We start from the raw sequence: 22,574 nt of genomic DNA, 5'->3' as shown, positions 1-22,574 counted from the left end.
AAGTGACATCGGAAGGATTTTCAAGGAACACATCATGGCTGAAAAACTGATGAAGTACGCCGATGCCACCAAGAAGTACGACGTGGTGTTCGGTCTGGAGACGCACGTCGAGCTGTGCACGAAGACCAAGCTGTTCTGCCCGGCCGAGGTCAGCTTCGGCGGCGATCCGAACACGCAGCTGACCCCGGTGAGCCTCGGCCTGCCGGGCTCGCTGCCGGTGGTCAACAAGACGGCCGTCGACTACGCGATCAAGCTGGGTCTGGCCCTGCACTGCGAGATCGCCGAGTGGAGCCAGTTCGCCCGTAAGAACTACTTCTACCCGGACATGCCGCGCGACTACCAGATCTCCCAGTACGACAAGCCGACCAACGGCAACGGCTACCTGGACGTCGAGCTCGAGGACGGCACCGTCTTCCGCGTGCCGATCGAGCGCGCGCACATCGAGGACGACGCCGGCAAGAACACCCACGTGGGTGGCGCCGACGGCCGCATCGAGGGCGCCGACCACTCGCTGGTCGACTACAACCGCGCCGGCGTGCCGCTGATCGAGATCGTCACCAAGCCGATCGAGGGCGCGGGCGACCGCGCTCCGGAGATCGCGGGCGCCTACATGCGCGCCATCCGCGACATCGTGCGCGCGCTGGGCATCTCCCACGCCCGCATGGAGCAGGGCAACATGCGCGCCGACGTCAACGTCTCGCTGCGCCCGTCCGCGGACGCCCCGTACGGCACCCGTTCCGAGACCAAGAACGTGAACTCGTTCCGCGGCATCGAGAAGACGATCCAGTACGAGATCCGTCGTCAGGCCGCGCGCCTCGACGAGGGCAAGGAGATCCTGCAGGAGACCCGTCACTGGGACGAGGCCTCGCAGACCACCGCCGGCGGCCGCCTGAAGTCCGACGCCGACGACTACCGCTACTTCCCGGACCCGGATCTGGTCATGCTCCACATCACCAAGGAGCACATCGCCGAGATCGAGGCCCAGATGCCGGAGATGCCGCGCGAGCGCCGCAACCGTCTCAAGGCCGAGTGGGGCCTGACCGACCTGCAGCTGCGCGACATCCTCAACGCCGACGCCCTCGACCTGATCGAGGAGACCGTGAAGGCCGGCGCCTCCGCGGCCGGCGCCCGCAAGTGGTGGCTGGGCGAGCTGTCCCGCGAGGCGAACGCCAAGGGCGTCTCCCTCGAGGAGCTGCCCGTCACCCCGGCCGACGTGGCCGAGGTCGAGAAGCTCATCGCCGACGGCAAGCTCAACGACAAGCTCGCCAAGCAGACCGTCGCCGGCGTGCTCGCCGGTGAGGGCACCCCGGATGAGGTCGTCAAGAAGCACGGCTACAAGATCGTCGAGGACTCCGGCGCCATCGAGGCGGCGGTCGACGCGGCGTTCGAGGCTAACCCGGACGTCGTCGAGAAGCTCAAGAGCGGCAACATGAAGCCGATGGGCGTGATCATCGGTGCCGTGATGAAGGCGACCCGCGGTCAGGCCGACGCCAAGGCCGTCACCAAGATCGTCATGGGCAAGATCAAGGGCTGAGCCGTGAAGCGGGAAGCCCGGTGGGCTTCCCGTAGGCTCAGCCGAGCCGCGGCAGCGGCGAGGTGATGACGGATCCTGCCCTCAGGCAAGTCCGTCCCATCCAGCTCCCCTCACTGAGGGGAGCTTTTTCATACTCCCGTGTGGAAGTTCGGTTACAGGTAACCTGTGCTTCCTCCCAGCGTTCATACAGCCGAGTAAGATAACTTCGGCAATGATTGGTCGGCGATCGGCAACCGGATCAAGGAGGTCCGGTGCGATCGGTTGTGCAAGGGACGACAGGGACAGGGAAATGACTGAGTACACGGAAGCGAACACGGCCGCGTCGATGGACGAGCAGCGTCGCGAACTGCCCGCACGCATCGTGATCCCGCCCATTCGCGGCGAGATGGTGCATCTGCGCCCGGCTACCATGGAGGATCTGTCCAAGCTCGATCAGCTCGACGCCTACTACGGCGCCACCAAGATCACCGGCAAGGACGAGTACGCCGAGCGCGCCGTCGTGCACGCGTGGGTGGCCCGCTCCGTCGCGTGGTCGAACGGTCAGGCGCCGACCGAGTCCGGCGTGGGCGATCCGGAGGCCCGCCGCACGATCGCGTGGGCGATCCTGACCGATGCGGACCACGACATGGACCACAAGACCGACGCGTCCGCCACCGGCAACGTCATCGGCATGATCTTCCTGATCGACATCGACGGCTGGTCCCGTTCCGCCCGCATCCAGATCATTCTCGGTCGCGACTACCGCGGCCGCGGCTACTCGCGCGACGCGATGCCGCGCGTCATGACCTACGGCTTCGCACCGGAGCCGGCGGGCCTGGGCATGCACCGCATCTGGGTGAGCGTGCCGGAGCAGAACACGCGCTCCGTCTCGGTCTACCAGTCGCTCGGCTTCGTGCCGTCCGGCACCTCGCGCGACGCGCTGTGGGATCCGGTCATGCGCAAGTACCAGGACCTCATCGTCATGGACACGTTGTTCGACGAGTACGATCCGATCCGTTCGCTCGAGGCGTTCGGCATGCATCTGATCGAGGACAACCCGGGCGTGCAGGAGGCGCTGAGCGCGCGCGAACACTCCATCGCCATCCGGCAGAAGACATCCGGCGGCGACGAGTCGTCGGAGAGGACCCACACCCGCGAGAGCGCCCACCACATGACGCCCGAGGAGGCGCGCGAACGCCTCGGTCTGCCGCCGAAGCCCGCCGCGGTGGCGGAGACGGGCGAATCGCACTCGTCGCATGATTCGGACGAGGAGAGCAACTGGCCGTACGGGCAGAGCGAGCGCAAGACGTCGAAGGACGCCTGGTGGCGTACTCTTGGTCGTGGCCGCAAGCGCGAAAGCGACAAGTAGGGGCCGCATGAGGCGGACGGCGGCCGTGCCGTCTGCGCAATCGAATCGTGAATCTGCCCCGCGGCATGCCGTCGCGGGGCGAGCGAAGGAATGAGGAACAAGGAAGGTATGAGCGCCGAGGATCTCGACAACTACGAAACCGACGCCGAGCTGTCGCTGTACAAGGAATATCGCGACGTCATCAAGCTGTTCACCTACGTGGTTGAGACCGAACGCCGGTTCTATCTGGCGAACAAGGTCGACTTCAACGTGCGTTCCGCCGGTCAGGACGTCTACTTCGACGTCCAGCTGACCGACGCGTGGGTGTGGGACGTCTACCGTCCGAGCCGATTCGTCAAGAACGTGCGCATCGTCACGTTCAAGGACGTCAACGTCGAGGAGGTCCAGAAGACCGACATCGACATCCCCGACGACATCCACTGATGATTCTGTAAGGAAACGCACAGAATCGGCGTGCGGTTCCGGTGGCTCCGGTAGGATATGCGTGATTTTGGTTCTAAGGAGATGAACGTGACCGACAAACAATCCGTGGTGATCATCGGTGGAGGCCCTGCGGGTCTGACCGCGGCATGGGAGCTCATCAAGGACGGCGGCGCCGACAAGTACGACGTGACCGTGCTCGAGGAGACCCGCGAATTCGGCGGTATCTCACGTACCGTCAAGCACAACGGCAACCGCATGGACATCGGCGGCCATCGCTTCTTCTCGAAGGACGACCGCATCATGGACTGGTGGAAGGAGGTCCTGCCGCTGCAGGGCGCCCCGTCCTACGACGACAAGAAGCTCGGCCGCGAGCACGACATGGAGCCGGGCGGTCCGGATCCGGAGGTCGAGGACAAGGTGATGCTCAAGCGTCACCGCGTGTCCCGCATCTACTGGAACCGCCACTTCTTCGACTACCCGATCTCGCTGAGCGCCAACACCCTCAAGGCGATGGGCTTCAAGCTCACGATGGTCGCCGGTTTCTCCTACCTGAAGTCGATGGTCCACAAGCTGCCCGAGGACAACCTCGAGAACTTCTACATCAACCGCTTCGGCCGCAAGCTGTACTCGATGTTCTTCGAGGGCTACACCGAGAAGCTGTGGGGCCGTCACCCCTCGCAGATCTCCGCCGACTGGGGTTCCCAGCGCGTCAAGGGCCTGTCCATCATGGGCGTGCTCAAGAACGCGTTCCAGAAGCTTCTGCCGAAGAAGCGCTCCAACGCCGAGGTCGAGACCTCGCTGATCGAGGAGTTCTGGTACCCGAAGTACGGTCCGGGCCAGCTGTGGGAGACCGTCGAGCACAACTGCGAGGAGGCCGGCGTCAAGGTCGTCACCGACGCGAAGGTCATTGAGGTTCGTCAGGCCGGCGGCCGCGTCACCTCCGTCGTGACCGAGGACTCCGAGGGCAACCGCAAGGAGCTCTACGCCGATCAGTTCATCTCCTCGATGCCGGTCAAGGACCTCGTCAACGCGATCGACGCCGGCTCCGCCGAGCAGGACGGCACGCACGCCCCGGCCGACATGGTCGAGGTCGCCAACGGCCTGCCGTACCGCGACTTCGTGACCGTCGGTCTGCTGGTCAAGCACCTGCGCCTCAAGAACACGACCGACATCCCCACCCTCGGCAACCCGCCGATCGTGCCGGACTGCTGGATCTACGTGCAGGACCCGGGCTACAAGGTCGGCCGCCTCCAGATCTTCAACAACTGGAGCCCGTACCTGGTCAAGGACGTCGACGACACCGTGTGGATCGGCCTCGAGTACTTCTGCGAGGAGGGTGACTCCTTCTGGAACATGTCCGACGAGGAGGCCACCAAGTTCGCGATCTCCGAGCTCACCCGCATGCGCGTCATCAACGGCCCGGCCGACGTGCTCGACTCCCACCGCGAGCGCGTCAAGAAGGCCTACCCGGCCTACTTCGACACCTACGACCACATGGACGAGCTCGTCGAGTACCTCGACGGCTTCGGCAACCTCTACTGCGTCGGCCGCAACGGCCAGCACCGCTACAACAACATGGACCACTCCATGGCCACCGCCATCGAGGCCGTCGGCAACATCAAGTCCGGCAAGACCTCCAAGAAGAACGTGTGGTCCGTCAACACCGACAAGTCCTACCACGAGCAGAAATAAAGCAACGGAGCGCCCTCGGCGTTGCTCCTCGGTCGACGTACCTTGTTGAGCTGCGCTCAACCGTCGCGGTAAACCGCTCCCCTCACCTAAGGGCAGTCCACTGGACTGCCCTTTATACGGTTCGGCGTCTTCCCTCGGTGCGCCTTGAGTTCGCACGCGTTGCTTCATTTCTGAAGTAAAAGTAAATGACGGAGCGTATACGGCCTTTCCCTTTGTACGTCTTCACCTTCGGACGGCCATATCCTCACACGTCATTGACTTTTGCTACGCGGAAATAAGATGACGGATCGAATCGGGCTCCTTCCCCAGTGGGGAAGGAGCCCTTTTTCGTAGGGGTTCGCCGGGCGCACGGGCGGTTTGCGTTGGTCCGATTGGCGTTGTAGAGTGAGTGCAGTTCGCGGGCATAGCATTGCGGCGAGCATTCGTAGCGGCTGGAGCCGCAATCACATTTCAGGCAGGTGCCGATGCGTCATGCGCGTTGGCGGATGCTGTGGAAAGGTAAGAACACCGTGGCCAATAGCCAGAATCTCGAGGATATGAAGCTGCCGGAGCTCAAGGAGCTCGCCAAGCAGATGGGACTGCGCGGCACGTCCACCATGCGCAAGCCGGAGCTGCTTGCGACGTTGCAGGCCGCCCGTTCCGGCGGCCAGGCGCCCGAGGGCGTCACTGTGCGCGCCCCGAAGAGCGCCAAGGCCGCCAAGGCGAAGACCGCCGGCAAGGCCTCCGACCTCAAGGCCGCCGTCGCCGCGGCCGCCGCTCCGGCCGAACCGCAGCAGGACGCCGCCCCGGCCGCCGAGCCGCAGGACGCGCCCGCCGCCGACGGCGTGCTGTCCGGCTTCGAATCCGTTCCGGCCGCCGAGGCCGAATCCCAGTCCGTCACGGCCGGCGCGCCCGTCGAATCCCCGGTCGCCGAGCCGGCGCAGCAGCAGGATGCCGCCGACGAATCCCCGCGTGCCGAGCGTGCGCCGCGCGCCCGCGCCCGCAGGTCCGAGGACCGTGCCGAGCGCGCGCCCCGCTTCGCCAAGCGCGACCGTCGCACCGATGATCAGGAGGCGGTGGATGCCGCCAGCCTGCTCGACTCCCTCGATCTGAGCGAGCCGACCCCCTCCGGCGCCGAGCGCAAGGAGCGCGGCCGCCGTCACACCATCGACGAGAACGGCGACGAGATCATCGTCGCGAACGTGCGTCGTCGCCGTCGTCCGGCCGAGGAACACGAGACGGCGAACGAGGAGGTCGTGCGCGACCTCGACGACATCCTCGCCACCCTGCCGACGCAGAACAACGCGCCGCGCGACGAGGAGGGCGAGTCCCGCCGCGGCCGCAACGACCGCGCCAACAACCGCAACAACCACACCGAGCGCGCCGATCGCAACGCGGACCGCGACGATCACGGCGACCGCCGCGGACGCCGTCTGCGCGGGCGTGACCGCGGTCGCGACTTCGAGGAGCGCGACGACCGTCGTGACTGGTCCGAGGATCGTGCCGATCGCAACGCGCGTGCCGATCGCAACGCGGATCGCGCGGACCGCAACACCAACAATGACCGCCGCGGCAACGAGGAGCAGAACGACCTCGTGCCGGTCGCCGGCATCGTCGACGTGCTTGACTCCTACGCGTTCGTGCGCACCTCCGGCTACCTGCCGGGCCCGAACGACGTGTACGTCTCGATGGGTCAGGTCAAGAAGTACGGCCTGAGGAAGGGCGATGCCGTGCATGGCGCCATCCGCGCGCCGCGCGACGGCGACCGCCGCAACCAGCGTCAGAAGTTCGTGCCGCTGCAGTCCATCGACTCGATCAACGGCATGAGCGTCGAGGAGGCGGCCAACCGTCCGCAGTTCAGCAAGCTCACCCCGCTCTACCCGCAGGAGCGTCTCAAGCAGGAGACCACGCCGAACAAGCTCACCGGCCGCATCATGGACATCGTGTCCCCGATCGGCAAGGGCCAGCGCGGCCTCATCGTCTCCCCGCCGAAGGCCGGCAAGACGATCACGCTGCAGAACATCGCCAACTCGATCACCACGAACAACCCCGAGGTCCACCTGATGGTCGTGCTCGTGGACGAGCGCCCCGAGGAGGTCACCGACATGGAGCGCACGGTCCAGGGCGAGGTCATCTCCTCGACCTTCGACCGCCCGGCCTCCGACCACACCACCGTCGCCGAGCTCGCCATCGAGCGCGCGAAGCGACTCGTGGAACTCGGCCAGGACGTGGTCGTGCTGCTCGACTCGATGACCCGACTCGCCCGCGCCTACAACATCGCCGCGCCGGCCTCCGGCCGCATCCTGTCCGGCGGCGTGGACGCGCAGGCCCTGTACCCGCCGAAGAAGTTCTTCGGCGCGGCCCGCAACATCGAGAACGGCGGCTCCCTGACCATCATCTCGTCCGCGCTGGTGGAGACCGGCTCGAAGATGGACGAGGTGATCTTCGAGGAGTTCAAGGGCACCGGCAACATGGAGCTGCGTCTGAGCCGCGAGCTCGCCGACAAGCGCATGTTCCCGGCCATCGACGTGAACGCCTCCGGCACCCGCCGCGAGGAGCTCATCACCAACCCGCAGGAGCTGCCGATCGTCTACCGTCTGCGTCGACTGCTCGGCGGCATGGAGCCGGAGCAGGCCTACCAGACGCTGGTCCCGCGCCTGAAGAAGACCGCCACCAACCGCGACTTCCTCTCCGCGATCGTCCAGCAGGCCAACGGCAACGCCGTCAACGGCAACTGATCCGCACTTCGTGGTTCCCTGAGCAGATCCCCGTCGACTGTCCGTCGGCGGGGATTCGTCGTTATGCCTTTCGGAGCGCGACATTTCACCCGCTCCCGGCGCCCCGGGTCCGCTCCGGCATGCTCACGGTTCGCCCCGCGGTCGTCACGGTTCGCTCCGCGATTCTCACGGTCAAGTCCGGGTTTTGTTACGGGAAAGTGATACAACTCCCGGAGTGACGTGTGCGATGCCCGGAGTGTAACGTGCGATGTCCGGAGTGATGCGTTGACAGGTGCGGGGTGAACCGTGGAATTCCCGGACTTGATCGTCGATATCCAAGCATGAGGTGGTCCAAGCATGAGGTGGTCGGTCCGGCACGGGCCGGTCGGATTGCCTGGAATACGACCGGCCCGCTCCCCGTATGAAACCCGACGCGACTACAGTGGATGGTCATAACGACACATTGACGACGAGAGGAAAGGGGATCGGCCACATGGCATCGATCGTGCTGGGCATGGGCAACGGCAGGGCGCTGTTCGGCGACGAACAGGTTCCGGACAAGGAACTCATCAGGCTGGTCGACCCGGAGGGGCTCAACATCAGCGCCTTCGATCTGAGCGTACTGCGCGGCGACGGCATCTTCGAGGCGACCACCGTGTGGAAGGGCTATCCGGTCTCGCTCGAGAACCATCTGCGCCGCCTCGCGCACTCCGCCGCCTTGATGGACATGCCCGCGCCGAACATCGCGGCGTTCACGCGCGCCGTGGACCTCGTCATCGCCGCGTACGACGACCCCGAGCCCGGTCCGCTGCTGCGCATCATCGTCTCGCGCGGACTTGATCCCGAGACCGGCGTGGGCCGCGCCGCCGATCGCGTGCCCACGGTCTTCATCTTCCTCGACGCCAAGGGCGCGCTGCACGAGGCCGACCCGATCACGATGGTGTCGATGACGCGCGGCTACCCGTCGGACATCACCACCCGTGCGCCGTGGCTGCTCAACGGTGCGAAGACCCTGAGCTACGCGTTCAATTGCGCCGTGCACCGCGAGTGCGACCGCCGCGGCGTCGGCGACGCGGTCCTGTTCACCGAGGACGGCTTCACGCTCGAATGCCCGAACTCGTCGATCGTGGCCCGCTACGGCGACACGTTCGTGACCCCGGACCCGTCGATCGGCATCCTCAACGGCACCTCGCAGCGCGAGCTGTTCGCGTGGGCGATGCAGGAGGGCCGCACGGTCGAGTACCGCAAGCTGCCGATCGCCGAGCTGCGCGAGGCCGACCGCCTGTACATGACGCACGGCGGCTGGGTCATCCCGGTCAACGAGCTCGACGGGCGAGCGCTCGAGTACGACCCGGCCGAGATCGACGCCGTCAACGACGCGATCCACACCGGCCGCACCCACGACGACGCCCTCACCATCGGCCCGCGCTGAGCGGCCATCTGCCTTTGCCGGCTGTCGGTACTCATGACGCTCATGACGAACCGGCGTTGCGTCTGGTGATGATGAATCCCGCCGTCGCGCCGGCGACGATCAGCGTGCCGATCGCGACGAGCAGAGTGATCCGCCACGGCGGCCCGGATGCCGTGTTCTCCTGTCGCGTCGCGTCTCCCACGAGCGCTCGTCCCTCACGCAACGCCTGCTCGTTGGCGGCCTTGCTGTCCTCGAATCCGGGCTGGAGTTTGTCGAGCAGAGTCTGCTGGGGGATGGGCTGCGGCGCGTACGACTTGGCCGCGTCGTTCAACGCGGTCATCGTGCCGTCCTTCCGGAGGAAGTAGGCATGGAGCCACGACACGTTGACGAGATCCCCGCCGTCGCGCTCGGTTTGGATGAGATACCGGGCGAGCGCCGTGTCATTGGTCCATCCGGGCTCCAACTCGCCGCTGCTCGCGTTGCGGGACACCGTGGCGACTCCGGTCGGCTTGCCCGCATGACGCACGACGGCCGACCATCCTTCGGATTCCGTCACCGTCAGAGTGCCGTCGTCGTCCGGCCCGACGAGATACGTCATCCGCGCATCGCCGATTTCGGGGGAGGGGTCCTCGCGGATCGCGTGCAGCGCGTCCTTGTCTTGAGAATTCCGCTCGTTGTCGATGACGAATTCGGGAATCCGCGTGCGGAAGAACTCAGCGACGTCGCCCGGTATCGCCAACGCATCGGTCGCGGCCGTCGTCGTGTCCCTCGCATCAGCCGCGGCACCCGGGACCTGAGCCAAGGCGATGAGCATCGTCGCGATTGCGGTGACGACGGCGAGGAGAATCGTGACGGCCGTGCGGTCGGTGACGCCGATCGGCTTGTTGCAGGCGATCATTGCCCTGTCCATGATGTCACCCCTTCTTTGGGATACTTCCATTGTGAAGCGTCCGGACCGCCGGCCGCGACCGCGTGTCAAGGATTCCTTGACGTCAGGGATCTGTGCATCCGAAGCCGCGCCGTCGTACACTGGGCATGTGGGTGAGAACATCGACATCGCTGTCCTGGACAATGATCCTTGGAGTGCGCGGTCGATCGCGCGGTGGGTGAACGGGCGATCCCCGGCATTTCATGTGATGTGGTGTTGCACTTCCGCGGCCGAGGCGCTGCACCGCTGCCTGTTCGTGCAAGTCGTGCCGCAGGTGCTGCTGCTCGACCTTGCGCTGAATGAGGCCTCGGGGGCGTCCGTCTGCGCGCGGATCCGTATGCGTACCGACGCGATCGGCGTCATCGGCATCACCGCGTACGACCCGGACAGGTACGTGGATGACATGGCGAAGGCCGGCGCCCAGGCGGTACTGGCCAAGGAGCGCATCACTGCGGAACTCGCCGATCTCATTCCGCTTGTCGCACAGGGACGGTCGGCCGACCCGCAACGGTTCATGACGGTGGCTCAGGCGCATCGCGTGTTGTCCAATCGGGACTCCGGCACGGTCCCGGCGAACCTCAGCGAGCGCGAACTGCAGGTGCTGCGCATGTACGCGGCGGGTAAATCCACGCAGACGATTTCGTCCGAACTGGGCATCTCCCCGAACTCCGTGTTCACGTACGTGCATCGGATCGTGGGCAAGCTGGGGGTCGCCGATCGATACGAGGCCATAGGGCTATGCCGAGCATACGATCTGCTGTAGGCCGGTTCGCGGCTGGGGCCGCGGTCCGTGTCCGTGTGCCGTACGGCGTGCGCATCGCCGTCGCGTGTCTCGGTGCGGTGCTGTACGGCGTCGAGATGCTGTCCGGCTATGCCGTGCCAACTTCGATTCCCGACATGGTGTATGTCCTCGCGATGTATGCCGGGCTCGGCATGGTGGTCTGGAACGCGTTCGTCGGTTCGTCGCTCGTCGTCCTGCTGTGGATGGCGGTGTATTTCATCACCGCCATCGAGGCGCCATCGTCGACCATCATCATCGGGTCGATCATGCTGGCGCTGCTCGGATACGTCAATGTTCCCGCGGCCGTGGCGTTCGCGGTGTGCGGGCCGGCATTGATGGGCGTGCTCCTGCGGTGGCACGGGCTGCCGATGATGGCTGCGTGGATGCTGCTGCTCGCGGTCGGTGGCGGTCTGGCGCGGTCTCAGGTGGAGCAGGCGTCCCTGCGGCGCGGACTCGAGGAGCGGCGGCGCCGGGAGCGCGTCGCCTCCGAACTGCATGACACGGTGTGCAACGACCTGAGTCATGCGCTGCGGCTGATCGACATGCGCCGGGACGGCGGTGGTGTCGGTGCCGATGCCGGTGACGCCGCCGGCGACAACGTCGATGGACTCGCGGACATTCGCGAAGCAGTCGAGGAGGCGCTGCTGTATACGCGCGGGGCAATCGGCACGCTGCACGACGACGCGGCCACGGCGTCGTCTGGCGGCGCCTCGCGTCCGCACTCGCCAGGTCTCGCCGGATTCGTCCTATTCGGTCGTGTCGGATCCGTCGAATCGATCGATATGTCGGCGCTCGTCGAGGAGCGGCGGAAACGACTGGAGAGCGGCGGCATCGACGGGATAATTCTCATGGAGGACCGGCTCGTCGTCGAGACCACGCCCGAACGGGCGGAGATCCTCTGCGGATTCATCCGCGAGCTGTTCGGCAACATCGGCAGGCATGCTGATCCGAATCGTGGATACACGTTCGCCGTGGGCGTCAGGGCGTCGGTGCTGCACCTGTCGTGCAGCGATACGCCGCTCGCCGAACCATCGCGGGCGAGTGGGCATGCACAGGAGACAATCGGCGGGCGCGGCCTGGCGTACTACCGGTCCGCGTTCGCGGAACTCGGCGGCGGCATCCGCGTCCACGGCGACGCCGACTGCTGGACGCTGCAGGCCGACCTGCCGCTGACTGATGACCCCGGAGCTATCGGCTCGCTGCCGCGTCGGCGCCGGTAGCCGATTCGTGCATGCGGGGCGAGGAGAAACGAGGACATTCGGCATGTCGCTCCCGTCAGTGGATGGGGCCGATCGCAATCGTTGGGGTTCCTCCGATCGGGGATCCTCGGTGAAACCGCGCGCGTGGGGTAAGGTAAGATGTATGAGCGAAACGAGCGAAACCACGGGTGCAAGCGCCGACAACGGCGACTGGCTGAGCGCCAGCATCACCCGCAATCCCGGCGAACACGCCACTGTCATCGATTCCGAGCAGACCTCGGACGATCCCGAGACCGCCCTGACCGTCAAGAAGATCAAGGCCCTGCGCCAGTCCATCGACAACGTGGACACGGCCATCGTCTCCCTGCTCGCCGAACGGTTCAAGTACACGTCACAGGTGGGCGTGCTCAAGGCGCGCGCCGGTTTCGCGCCCGCCGACTACAAGCGCGAGGACTACCAGATCGAACGCCTGCACCGCATCGCCGTGGCCGCCGGACTCGACCCGGACATCGCCGAGATGTACCGCGAGTTCGTCGTCACCGAGGCGAAGAAGCGCCATCAGCGCATCGCCGACGCCGGCGGTGACCCGGGCGTGCTCGACGTCTTCGCCTGAACGGCGTACGCGGGGATTCGTCCCATCCGTTTCCGCGATGCCCGTATGGAGGAACAATCCGTCCCACACGTCGTCCGTCGTGGGTTGGTTGACTAACGAATGATTCGGCCCATGCGGGTGCATCCGCGGGTGGATTGGTGAGGTATGAAACGAACGACGTCCGGTCTGACGCGGGTGTGCGCGGGGGCGTGCGCGCTCGTCGTCGCGTCGTCGCTGGCATTGGGTGGTGCGATCGGCGCGGATGTCGCCGCCGCCCGCGCCGCGATCCCGTCGATCGAGGGGCGTGACGTCTTCACCGTGACCGACGACGAGGGCGAGCCGGGCGACCTGTTCCTTACCGACGTATCCGGCGCATCCGGTTCGTCATCATCCGACGCGTCCGGTGCCGACACGGCCGTGGAACAGCCCCTCGCCGTCACGCAGGTCGAATCCGGCAAACGCGACATTCCGCTCGACGTCGACGTCGCGTATTCCCTTGACGGGCCGAACGTGGGCCGCACGAAAATCGCCGGCGCGACCGGCGTCGTCGGCGTGCATGTGCGCGTGGGGAAGAAGCTGCTTGATGGTCTGTCCCACGGCGTCGCCGGGAACGTATCCGGTTCGTCGTCCGACGGTTCCGCCGACGCACCGCTGTCGTCGCAACGCTTCCTCGTTGTCTTCACCGTGCCGACGCGCGTCGCCGACGACGTGACCGTCTCCGTCGATGACTCGATCGTCGGCACGCAGGGCTCGAACACGCTCATCGCGGCCGTCGCGCGCGTGGGGGAGCGGATCGACTGCTACATGAACGCGACGAAGTTCACGATGGGACCGGTCGCCGTCGTCTCCGCGTCCGGCGCGTCCGCGCTCGCCGGCGAAGCCCGTGCGATGGGCGACGGTTCCGCCACGTTCACTCAGCCGGGAACGGACGGTGCGGGCAAGAACGGTACGGACGGGAAATCGGCCGGTTCCGGTTCCGCAGATTCCTCGGGCTTCAATGGTTCCAACGGTTCCGGCGCTGCGGGTTCCTCGGCTGCCGGCTCCGCGACGACCGGCGGGGCCGCTGCCGCGTCATCCGCGTCATCCGTGTCGTCCTCCGGCCGATACCAGCGACTCATCGAGAAACTCACTGCGCTGCGTGACCTCGAACGCTCCCTCGCGCAGAGCGAGATCGCCGAGAAACAGGCCGACTACGACAAGGCGTTCCACGCGTACATGGCCGCGTACGTCGGCTCCTACACGAACCATCTGTCCGGTTCGATCGGCTCGTCCACGCAGCTGACCGCACTGATGGGCACCGCCGGCGAGCTGAGCGGCGACACCCCGCTCGCGGCCGCCGTGCTCGGCGAGGCGAACGCCACCAACGCGCTCGCCTCCGCGCACCAGCACACGGGCGCCGCCGACGCCATCGAACAGGTGATCCGCATGGTCCGCGCGCAGGGCGTCACCGGACTCTCCGACACGCTGCGGCGTCGCGCGGGCGAGGAGCAGACCGAGGGTGCGAAGGAGTACTCGGCCGGCCAATCCCAGCTCTCGCAGGCGATGATCCCGTATTCGATGGCCTACACCGACGCGTACACGAAGCATCTGAGCGCGCTCACCGGCGGCACGTCTGCCGGCGCATCCGCGTACCGCGACCAGGCGATCGCCGCGACCGACAAGGAGTTCGCATCCGGCGGCTCCCACGCCGGCGACACCGCAAAAGTGGACGCCGCGCTGTCAGCGCTCGCCTCGGCCCGCGAACGCACCGGCACCGCCTCCGCCTATCGCCAGATCGTCCTGCGGTTCGCCGACGACCTGTCCGGCGCAGCCTCCCTCACGTCCGATACTGCGGAATCGGACGTTTCCGGGCTTGCAACGTCCCCGAGCTCGTCCGATACTACAGAATCGGACGTTTCTAGGTCTGGTACAGCCCCGAATTCGTCCGATACTGCAGGATCGGACGCTAATGGGTCCGATTCGGCCTCGGAAACGTCACATCCTATAGGATCGGACGTCAACGGATCCGGTTCGGCCGCAAAAACGTCCGATTCTGTAGGATCGGACGTGTTGCGTTCGCTGATGGTGGCCGGTAGAGGGCTGAATGCGCTCGCCGTTGAGATGGAGCGAGTCTCATCCGGTATGGGGCACGGCGAGTCCGATGCGGATCGCGATTCGTCCGTTGCGGCGCGTTCCGCACGGGTCGTGACGAATGAGGCGGGCGGACTGTCGGAGCGTTCCGCTTATGGATCTCTGTCGACTCTTGCCGAGATCGCGCGACTGCGCCGTCAGGCCGCGGCCGAACGCAAGGCCGCCAAGGCGTCGTCCGGCGATGTGACGACGACGGTCATCGACGAAAGCGCCGCGAAGACCGATTCCGCCGACGTGATGAAGTTCGCCGGCGCCGTACCGGGCGCTGGCAAGTCCGCATCCGGTGGGGCGTCATCGTCCGGTGCGGCCGGCTCGTCGGATTCCGGTTCGTCCGGCACAACCGGCGCCACCCCGTCCTCCGGTTCGTCCGGCAAGTCCGTGTCCGGCGGGGCATCGGGGGCGGGTACGCAGGATGGGGATGCAGCTTCCGCCGCCGCGAAGACAGGAACCGGTATGGGTGGCGCACAGGCCGAGGCGTCGTCGGGAAGTGCTTCGTCATCCGGTTCCGGTGATGGCGCGTCGTCCGATGGGTCCAGGGCCGGCAACGGGCCCTCCGGGTCCTCCGGTACCGGCAGGTCCGCCGGCTCGTCCGCGACCGCCGAGGCGCTCGCCAACCGGCTTTCGCCGTACTTCGGCATGATCGGCATGGATCCCGGTCCGATGCTGTCCGTCGATACCGACGGGCTCATCAACGACACCACGACCCTCTCCGATGCCGGCGAGCTCATCGCCGCCGCGCTGGACCAGGGCGCCGACAAGCTCCTGCCGGCGTCCGGTGCCGCCTCGTCGTCGAAGTCGTCCGATGACTCATCGTCCGGCGCCTCGTCCGATGGCGGTCCGTCGTCCGGCGCCTCGTCCGTCACACGTTTCCTCATCGTCGAACCCGGGCTGTAATCGAGTACTGTGATCGCCGCGTTCTCCCCAGACCGTCTCCAACGTGAAGCTCGAGGGACGGGGCCGACCGGATGTGGCGGCCGTCGCAACGTCCGATGATCCGGGAGGGGATCGCAGGCGAATGGAAGATCCGAAACGCACATCGACGATGTTCGAATCCCTCGGGCCACGTGGCTTGATATGCTCGCCCGGCGTGGTGCCGGCGGCGTTCGTCCCTCGTGTCTCCCCATCGCGGCGAATGGGAGCGTTCACATCGAAACGGTTCGGTAAAACCGTTGAAAATAAACGAGTAATCGTTTTCTGAAAATCGCGTTTCACGGTGTGTCGCGCGTCCATCGCGTCGTATTCTTGACTGCACCGACAACGTGCGGCCGCGGACAGTGAGGACGGACGCACGGGTGAATCAGGGTTGTTACTCATACGAGGCAAGACCTGGGGCGGTATGGAACCACACGATCCCGGAAAGGTAGCATCGGGGTCGGCCATGCCCTGCTCCGGGTCTTTTTCGTATGCGGCGGCAATCCCATCAACGGTGATGAACGGAACAAGGAAAGGAAACGGCGATGACGACATCGGACATCACGAGCGGCACGGCCGACGCGACCATGGATAAGACCTCGGTCACGGACACCATCGACACCATCAAGGAGACGGTCGAGCAGGAGACCTCGCGAGGATTCTCCACGCGATGGCCACTCAACAGCGCCTTCATCTTCACGTTCGGCGCGCTCGGCGGCATGCTCTTCGGCTTCGACACCGGCATCATCTCCGGCGCCTCGCCGCTGATCGAGTCCGACTTCGGCCTGAGCGTCTCGCAGACCGGCTTCATCACCTCGTCCGTGCTCATCGGCTCGTGCGTCGGCGCACTGTCGATCGGCGCGCTGTCCGACCGCTTCGGCCGCAAGAAGCTGCTCATCGTCTCCGCGATCCTCTTCCTGCTCGGCTCCGGCCTGTGCGCCACCGCGACCGGCTTCCTGATGATGGTCGCCGCGCGCATCATCCTCGGTCTCGCCGTCGGCGCCGCGTCCGCGCTCACCCCGGCCTACCTCGCCGAGCTCGCGCCGAAGGAGCGCCGCGGATCGCTCTCCACGCTCTTCCAGCTGATGATCACGTTCGGCATCCTGCTCGCCTACGCCTCCAACCTCGGCTTCCTGAACCACAACCTGCTGGGCGTGCGCGATTGGCGCTGGATGCTCGGCTCGGCGCTCGTGCCGGCCGCGCTGCTCCTGATCGGCGGCATCATGCTGCCGGAGTCGCCGCGCTATCTCGTCAACAAGGGCGACATCCGCAACGCGTTCAAGGTTCTGACCCTCATCCGCAAGGACGTCGACCAGGCGCAGGTCCAGCTTGAGCTCGACGAGATCAAGGAGGTTGCCGCGCAGGACACCAAGGGTGGTGTGCGCGAGCTGTTCCGCATCGCGCGTCCGGCGCTGCTCGCGGCCGTCGGCATCATGCTCTTCCAGCAGCTCGTCGGCATCAACTCCGTGATCTACTTCCTGCCGCAGGTGTTCATCAAGGGCTTCGGCTTCCCCGAGGGCGACGCGATCTGGGTGTCCGTCGGCATCGGCGTGGTCAACTTCGTCTCGACGATCGTCGCCACGCTCATCATGGACAAGTTCCCGCGCAAGAAGCTGCTGATCTTCGGTTCCGTCGTGATGACCGTCTCCCTGGCCATCCTCGCCGTGATGAACTTCGTGGGCGACGTCTCCGTGCTCGCCGTGCCGACGATGATTCTCATCGCGTTCTACATCCTCGGCTTCGCCGTCTCGTGGGGCCCGATCGCGTGGGTCCTCATCGGCGAGATCTTCCCGCTGTCCGTGCGCGGCATCGGCTCCTCGTTCGGCTCGGCCGCGAACTGGCTGGGCAACTTCATCGTCTCCCAGTTCTTCCTGATGCTGCTCGACGCGTTCGGCAACAACGTCGGCGGCCCGTTCGCGATCTTCGGCGTCTTCGCGCTGCTGTCGATCCCGTTCGTGCTGCGCTTCGTGCCCGAGACCAAGGGCAAGTCCCTCGAGGAGATCGAGGAGGAGATGACCCGCCGCTGAGCGGGATGTGGAAGTGACGGAGCGGTACCTTTTCTCGGGATTTCCCCAGTCCCCGAGAATATGTGCCGCTCCGACGCACTTAGCGGCACCTATTCTCGAGCATCGGGATGACCCCGAGAATATGTGCCGCTCCGATGCTCTCAGCGGTACATATTCTCGGGTATGGGGATGATTCCGAGAGAAAGTACCGCTGCGAACTGTATATACGATGAAAGGCTCCGGATTCCGATGCATTTGGAATCCGGAGCCTTTCTTGTCGCCTCATCGGCTCATCGGTCGAAGGTCGATTCTTCGACTTCTTCACAGGCCGAGCCGTCAAGCGGACGGTCCGGTGGACCGTCCGTAGGCGAAGTGATCGGCTTACCGCGAAGGCCGCCTGCGAAGAAGGCCGAAGCCTACTTGCGCGGCTTCTTGACAGGCGGTTCGCCCAGCTCGCTCTCCTGGACGATGATCTCGGCGGCGGCCTCGGTCTCGGCCTTGGCGGCCTCCGCGGCGTTCTTCGCGGCCTCGGCGGTCTCCTTGACGGCCTTGAGCGCGGCGGCCGCGGCGGCGAAGTGGATCTTGCCCACCACGCGGCCGGCCTCGGCGATGTCGTCCAGCGCGCCGGCCAGCGACTCGCGCACGTCATCGGCCACGCCCAGCGTGACGGACAGGATCGGGGTCTTCATCGAGACCTTGGCCTTGGACTTGATGCCACGCAGCGCGGCCAGCGCCTCGCCGGCGTGGGCCAGCAGCTCCGGGTTCACCTTGAACGCGGCGGCCTCGTACACGTCCGGGGTCGGCCAGGCGGCGCGGTGCACGGAACCGGCGCCCGCGTGCATCCAGCTCCAGACCTCCTCGGTGGCGTACGGCAGGTACGGCGCGAGCAGGCGGGTGAACGCGTCGAGGCCGAGGCCCAGCGCGGTGCGCGCGGACTTGACCGCGGCCTCGCTCGGCACGTGGCCGGTCGCGTCGGCGGTGCCGTAGGCGCGGTTCTTGACCAGCTCGATGTAGTCGTCGCAGAACTGCCAGAAGTAGTTCTCGATGGCCTCGAGCGCCTTGGAGTGCTCGTAGCTGTCCAGGGCGGCGGTGGCCTCGCGCACGACGAGCGCCATCTTCGCCATCGCGGCGCGGTCGAGCGGCTCGGTCACGTCGGCCGGGTTCCAGGTCACCTCGGCGGAGTCGCTCACGTGGTGGTTCTCGTCCTCGCGGCCGATCGCCAGCGCGAACTTCGTCGCGTTGAGCAGCTTGATCGCCAGGCGACGGCCGATCTTCATCTGGCCCTCGTCGTACGTGGCGTCGAGGCCGAGGCGCGCGGCGGCGGCCCAGTAGCGCACGGCGTCGGCGCCGAACTGCTCGATCGGCTTGTTCGGCACGACGACGTTGCCCTTGGACTTCGACATCTTCTTGTGGTCCGGGTCGAGGATCCAGCCGGAGAGCGTGGTGTGCTCCCACGGCAGGCACTTGTTCTCGAGGTGCGCGCGGTCCACGGAGCTGAACAGCCAGGTGCGGATGATGTCCTGGCCCTGCGGGCGCAGATCCATCGGGAACGTGGCCTTGAACAGGGCCTGGTTCTCCTCGCCGGGCTCCTCCCAGCGGGTCACGATCTGCGGGGTGAGCGAGGAGGTCGCCCACGTGTCCATGATGTCCTTCTCGGCCGTGAAGCCGCCGGGCACGTCGCGCTGGTCCTCGGTGTAGCCGGCCGGCACATCGGTGGTCGGGTCGATCGGCAGGATGTCCTCGGACGGGGTGATCGGGTGGTCGTAGTCCACCGAGCCGTCCTCGAGCACCGGGTACCACAGCGGGAACGGGACGCCGAAGAAGCGCTGGCGGGAGATCAGCCAGTCGCCGTTGAGGCCGTGGACCCAGTTCTCGTAGCGCACGCGCATGAAGTCGGGGTGGAACTTGAGCTCCTTGCCGCGCTCGATGAGTTCGGCGTTGAGCTTCTGGTCCGTGCCGCCGTTCTTGAGGTACCACTGGCGGGAGGTGACGATCTCGAGCGGCTTGTCGCCCTTCTCGTAGAAGTTCGTCATACGCTTGGTCGGGGTCGGCTCGCCGTCCAGGTCGCCGGACTCGCGCAGGTGGTCGACGATGATCTTGCGGGCGGAGAACGTGGTCTTGCCCTCGGTCTCCTCGAAGATGGCCTTGCCGCCCTCGTCGGTGATCCAGTCCGGCACGCCCATGATGATGCGGCCGTTGCGCTGGATGATCGGGCGGGTCGGCAGATTGAGGTCGCGCCACCACTCGACGTCGGTCACGTCGCCGAAGGTGCAGCACATCGCGATGCCGGCGCCCTTGTCCATCTCGGCCGCCGGGTGGGCCAGGATCGGCACCTTGACCTTGAACAGCGGGGAGTAGACGTACTGGCCGAAGTACTGCTTGTAGCGCTCGTCGTCCGGGTGCGCGATCAGCGCGCCGCAGGCGGCCAGCAGCTCGGGGCGGGTGGTCTCGATGTAGATCGGGGTGCCGTCCTCGAAGCGGAAGGCGACCTTGTGGTAGAAGCCCGGGTACTCGCGGGACTCGAGCTCGGCCTGGGCCACGGCGGTCTGGAAGGTCACGTCCCACAGGCCCGGGGCGTCCTTCTGGTACGCCTCGCCGCGCGCGAGGTTGCGCAGGAACGCCTTCTGGGCCACGCGGCGCGGGTGCTCGCCGATGGTGTGGTAGGTCTGGGACCAGTCGATGGACAGGCCCAGCTTGCGCCACAGCGCCTCGAAGAGCTTCTCGTCCTCGCCGGTGAGCTTCTCGCACAGCTCGATGAAGTTCTGGCGGGAGCAGGGGACCTGGTCCTTGGCGTCGATCTTCTTGCCGTCGGTGCCTTCGAACGGCGGCTTGAAGTCGGGGTCGTACTTCAGGGAGGTGTCGACGCGCACGCCGTAGTAGTTCTGCACGCGGCGCTCGGTCGGCAGGCCGTTGTCGTCCCAGCCCATCGGGTAGAAGACGTCGAAGCCCTGCATGCGCTTGAATCGCGCGATGACGTCGGTGTGCGTGTAGGAGAACACGTGGCCGACGTGCAGGTGGCCGGAGACGGTGGGCGGCGGGGTGTCGATGGAGTACACGGCCTTGCGGTCGCGGGTGTTGTTGAACTTGTACGTGCCCTGCTCGTCCCAGACGGCACGCCACTTGTCCTCGAGACCGTCGACGCCCACACGGTCGGGCAGCGGGGTCAGATTCGCGGTGATGGATTTGGCTTCAGTCATACAGGCGAGTCTATGCAGAATCGGTGACAATACCGGTGGCAATCCGGGCGGCGGACGGCCTCGCGCCCGGGGCCGCCCGGCCCCGCGTCACCTGCGCGCGAGCCCGGCCAGCGGCAGTCGTTCGTCGGTCATCCGCGTCGGGTATCCGGTGAGCTTCGTCGAGACGGCGATCGCCGTGCGCCTCGTGTACAGCCAGTCGCTGGCCGCGTCCTCGCTGACCGTGCGCGCGTATGTCTTCAGGCCCGCCTCGTACGACTTCGTGTCGGTCGCGCCGACCGCCGCACGGTACTGCTCCTGCGCGGTCGCGTTCGTGTAGTGCGCCGCCGATGAGGCGTCGGCGAACGCCGCGGTGCCGTCCTCGCCGTCCAGTTCCGCGATCATCAGCGTGAACTGACGGTCCTGGACGCGCTGCGCCAGCTGCGTCGCGTCCAGCGTCTGCACGTCGACCCTGAGCCCCGCGGCCGTCAGCTGCGCGGCGATGCCGTCCGCGAGCGTGCGGTAGCGTTCCGGCGTCGCGAGCGTGAGCGTGCCGAGATAGTTCGACGAGAAGTAGGAGAGCATCGACCTCGCCTGCGCCGTATCGTGCGGGAGGATCGAGGTCAGGTCCTCGTAGCCCGGCTCCAGCGGTCCGATCGGCCCGCCGAGCACCTGCGCCACGTCCGCGCGACCGCTCGTGAGCGTCTGCCGGTCGATGATCATGGTGATCGCCTGCCGCACGCGCACGACCGACAGGATCGAATCGGTGTCGTTGTTGTACAGCAGCGTGACCTTGCGCGTGCCGTCGCCCGCGGCCGTGGTGAACGACGGAGCGGCCGCGCCGATCGTCGTCGCGCTCGCCGGGTCGGACGGCACGGTCATGTCCAGCGCGCCGGTCTTCGCGGCCTGTCCGAGCGCCGCGTCGTCCGCGTAGTAGCGCAGCGTCACCGTGCCGGTCTTCGCGGCGGCCGTCGAGTCGGACGGTGCGTACGTGCCGTCCGTGCGCGCCGACAGCGTGATCGACCTGCCCCTGACGAACTTCGAGACGGTGAACGGTCCGGATCCGATCGCGTGCGTCGCGTAGTCGACGTCGGCCTCGGCGTCGTAGACGATGCCGAGACGGCCGGAGAGCGTGTACGGCAGCGTCGCGTCGGGACGGCTCAGCGCGATCGTCACGGTCGAGGAGTCGGGGTTGGTGACCGAGGTGAGCGCCGCGAATCGTTCGCTCGCGCCCGGCCACTTGCCTTCGACGGCGTGCTGCAGCGAGCTGACGACGTCCGACGAGTCGAGCGCGTCGCCGTTGGAGAAGGTGAGTCCCTTGCGCAGCGTGAGGGTGAGCGTCCTGCCGTCGGCCGACGTCTTCCATGACGAGGCGATGCCGGCCTTGAGCGTGTTCTTCTCGGTGCGGTCGATGAGCGTCTGATATACGTTGCCGATGAGCGCGCGGTCGAGTTCGGCGGAGTCGGCGGTGCGGATGTCGAGGGTCGAGGGGGCGGGGGAGTCGCTCGCGGCGGTCAGGCCGACGGTCGCGGACGAATCGGAACGCACGACGCCGCCGTCGGCCGACGGATGGCGCTGGTTCACGATCGACCAGCCGGCCCATATCAGCAGGAACAGCGCGGTGGCGACCCCGAGGAAGATGCCCCACTGGGTCAGGCCTTGCGTGCGTCTGCGATCCCTTCTTCTCCCTGTCATGGGGCCAAGTCTACCTGTCGGGTGTGGCGGCGAGGGGTGCGGGCCGGCGGGGGC

At 66.5% G+C, this 22,574-nt stretch carries 13 protein-coding genes and 1 pseudogene; 11 read left to right on the top strand and 3 right to left on the bottom strand.

Translation table 11 applies throughout. The features are described 5' to 3' along the window. Positions 1-34: 34 nt before the first annotated feature. From gatB to JS528_RS07815, 6 genes are all read left to right on the top strand, one after another. Positions 35-1,534 (top strand): Asp-tRNA(Asn)/Glu-tRNA(Gln) amidotransferase subunit GatB, encoded by a 1,500-nt coding sequence (gene gatB / locus JS528_RS07840; protein WP_214358531.1) that lies wholly within the window; start codon positions 35-37, stop codon positions 1,532-1,534. 289 nt (positions 1,535-1,823) lie between these two features. Further along, positions 1,824-2,882 (top strand): GNAT family N-acetyltransferase, encoded by a 1,059-nt coding sequence (locus tag JS528_RS07835; protein WP_214358530.1) that lies wholly within the window; start codon positions 1,824-1,826, stop codon positions 2,880-2,882. Positions 2,883-2,990: 108 nt separating this feature from the next. Further along, on the top strand, positions 2,991-3,305 hold the full coding sequence (locus tag JS528_RS07830) for a DUF2469 domain-containing protein (protein WP_043167202.1): 315 nt from the start codon (positions 2,991-2,993) through the stop codon (positions 3,303-3,305). An 87-nt stretch (positions 3,306-3,392) separates the two neighbouring features. Continuing rightward, positions 3,393-4,997: an NAD(P)/FAD-dependent oxidoreductase gene (locus JS528_RS07825; RefSeq protein WP_214358529.1), complete on the top strand. Its 1,605-nt coding sequence runs from the start codon at positions 3,393-3,395 to the stop codon at positions 4,995-4,997. Positions 4,998-5,506: 509 nt separating this feature from the next. Further along, entirely contained in the window at positions 5,507-7,714 is a 2,208-nt protein-coding gene (gene rho / locus JS528_RS07820; protein ID WP_214358528.1) for a transcription termination factor Rho, read from the top strand. A gap of 472 nt (positions 7,715-8,186) precedes the next feature. Next, on the top strand, positions 8,187-9,125 hold the full coding sequence (locus JS528_RS07815) for an aminodeoxychorismate lyase (RefSeq protein WP_214358527.1): 939 nt from the start codon (positions 8,187-8,189) through the stop codon (positions 9,123-9,125). A gap of 40 nt (positions 9,126-9,165) precedes the next feature. Here JS528_RS07815 and JS528_RS07810 read toward each other — a convergent pair whose 3' ends face one another. Next, complete coding sequence (locus tag JS528_RS07810; protein WP_214358526.1) at positions 9,166-10,014, bottom strand: hypothetical protein; 849 nt, start codon at positions 10,012-10,014, stop codon at positions 9,166-9,168. A 127-nt stretch (positions 10,015-10,141) separates the two neighbouring features. On the opposite strand from JS528_RS07810, the gene JS528_RS07805 reads away from it, so the two are divergent. The 5 genes and pseudogenes from JS528_RS07805 to JS528_RS07785 all read left to right on the top strand — a co-directional run bounded on the left by JS528_RS07805 (position 10,142) and on the right by JS528_RS07785 (position 17,673). Next, positions 10,142-10,795: a LuxR C-terminal-related transcriptional regulator gene (locus JS528_RS07805; protein ID WP_214358525.1), complete on the top strand. Its 654-nt coding sequence runs from the start codon at positions 10,142-10,144 to the stop codon at positions 10,793-10,795. Between the two features lie 35 nt (positions 10,796-10,830). Next, positions 10,831-12,033 carry a hypothetical protein gene (locus JS528_RS07800; protein ID WP_214358524.1) on the top strand — a complete coding sequence of 401 codons (1,203 nt, stop codon included), beginning with the start codon at positions 10,831-10,833 and terminating at the stop codon, positions 12,031-12,033. 142 nt (positions 12,034-12,175) lie between these two features. After that, complete coding sequence (locus tag JS528_RS07795; RefSeq protein WP_214358523.1) at positions 12,176-12,625, top strand: chorismate mutase; 450 nt, start codon at positions 12,176-12,178, stop codon at positions 12,623-12,625. A 1,068-nt stretch (positions 12,626-13,693) separates the two neighbouring features. Beyond that, a pseudogene (locus tag JS528_RS11920) lies at positions 13,694-14,164 on the top strand (hypothetical protein); the annotation flags it as partial. A gap of 2,069 nt (positions 14,165-16,233) precedes the next feature. Continuing rightward, positions 16,234-17,673 (top strand): sugar porter family MFS transporter, encoded by a 1,440-nt coding sequence (locus JS528_RS07785; protein WP_214358600.1) that lies wholly within the window; start codon positions 16,234-16,236, stop codon positions 17,671-17,673. 395 nt (positions 17,674-18,068) lie between these two features. Here JS528_RS07785 and valS read toward each other — a convergent pair whose 3' ends face one another. Together valS and JS528_RS07775 are read right to left on the bottom strand one after the other, a co-directional pair. Further along, positions 18,069-20,849 (bottom strand): valine--tRNA ligase, encoded by a 2,781-nt coding sequence (gene valS / locus JS528_RS07780; RefSeq protein ID WP_214358521.1) that lies wholly within the window; start codon positions 20,847-20,849, stop codon positions 18,069-18,071. Between the two features lie 87 nt (positions 20,850-20,936). Then, positions 20,937-22,520: an ABC transporter substrate-binding protein gene (locus tag JS528_RS07775; RefSeq protein WP_214358520.1), complete on the bottom strand. Its 1,584-nt coding sequence runs from the start codon at positions 22,518-22,520 to the stop codon at positions 20,937-20,939. Positions 22,521-22,574: the final 54 nt, after the last annotated feature.

Origin of the sequence: Bifidobacterium santillanense (genome assembly GCF_018555385.1) — a bacterium.
Classification (GTDB): domain Bacteria; phylum Actinomycetota; class Actinomycetes; order Actinomycetales; family Bifidobacteriaceae; genus Bifidobacterium; species Bifidobacterium santillanense.
Note: the sequence above shows the minus strand (reverse complement) of the source record. Positions and strands in the feature narration are given on the sequence as shown.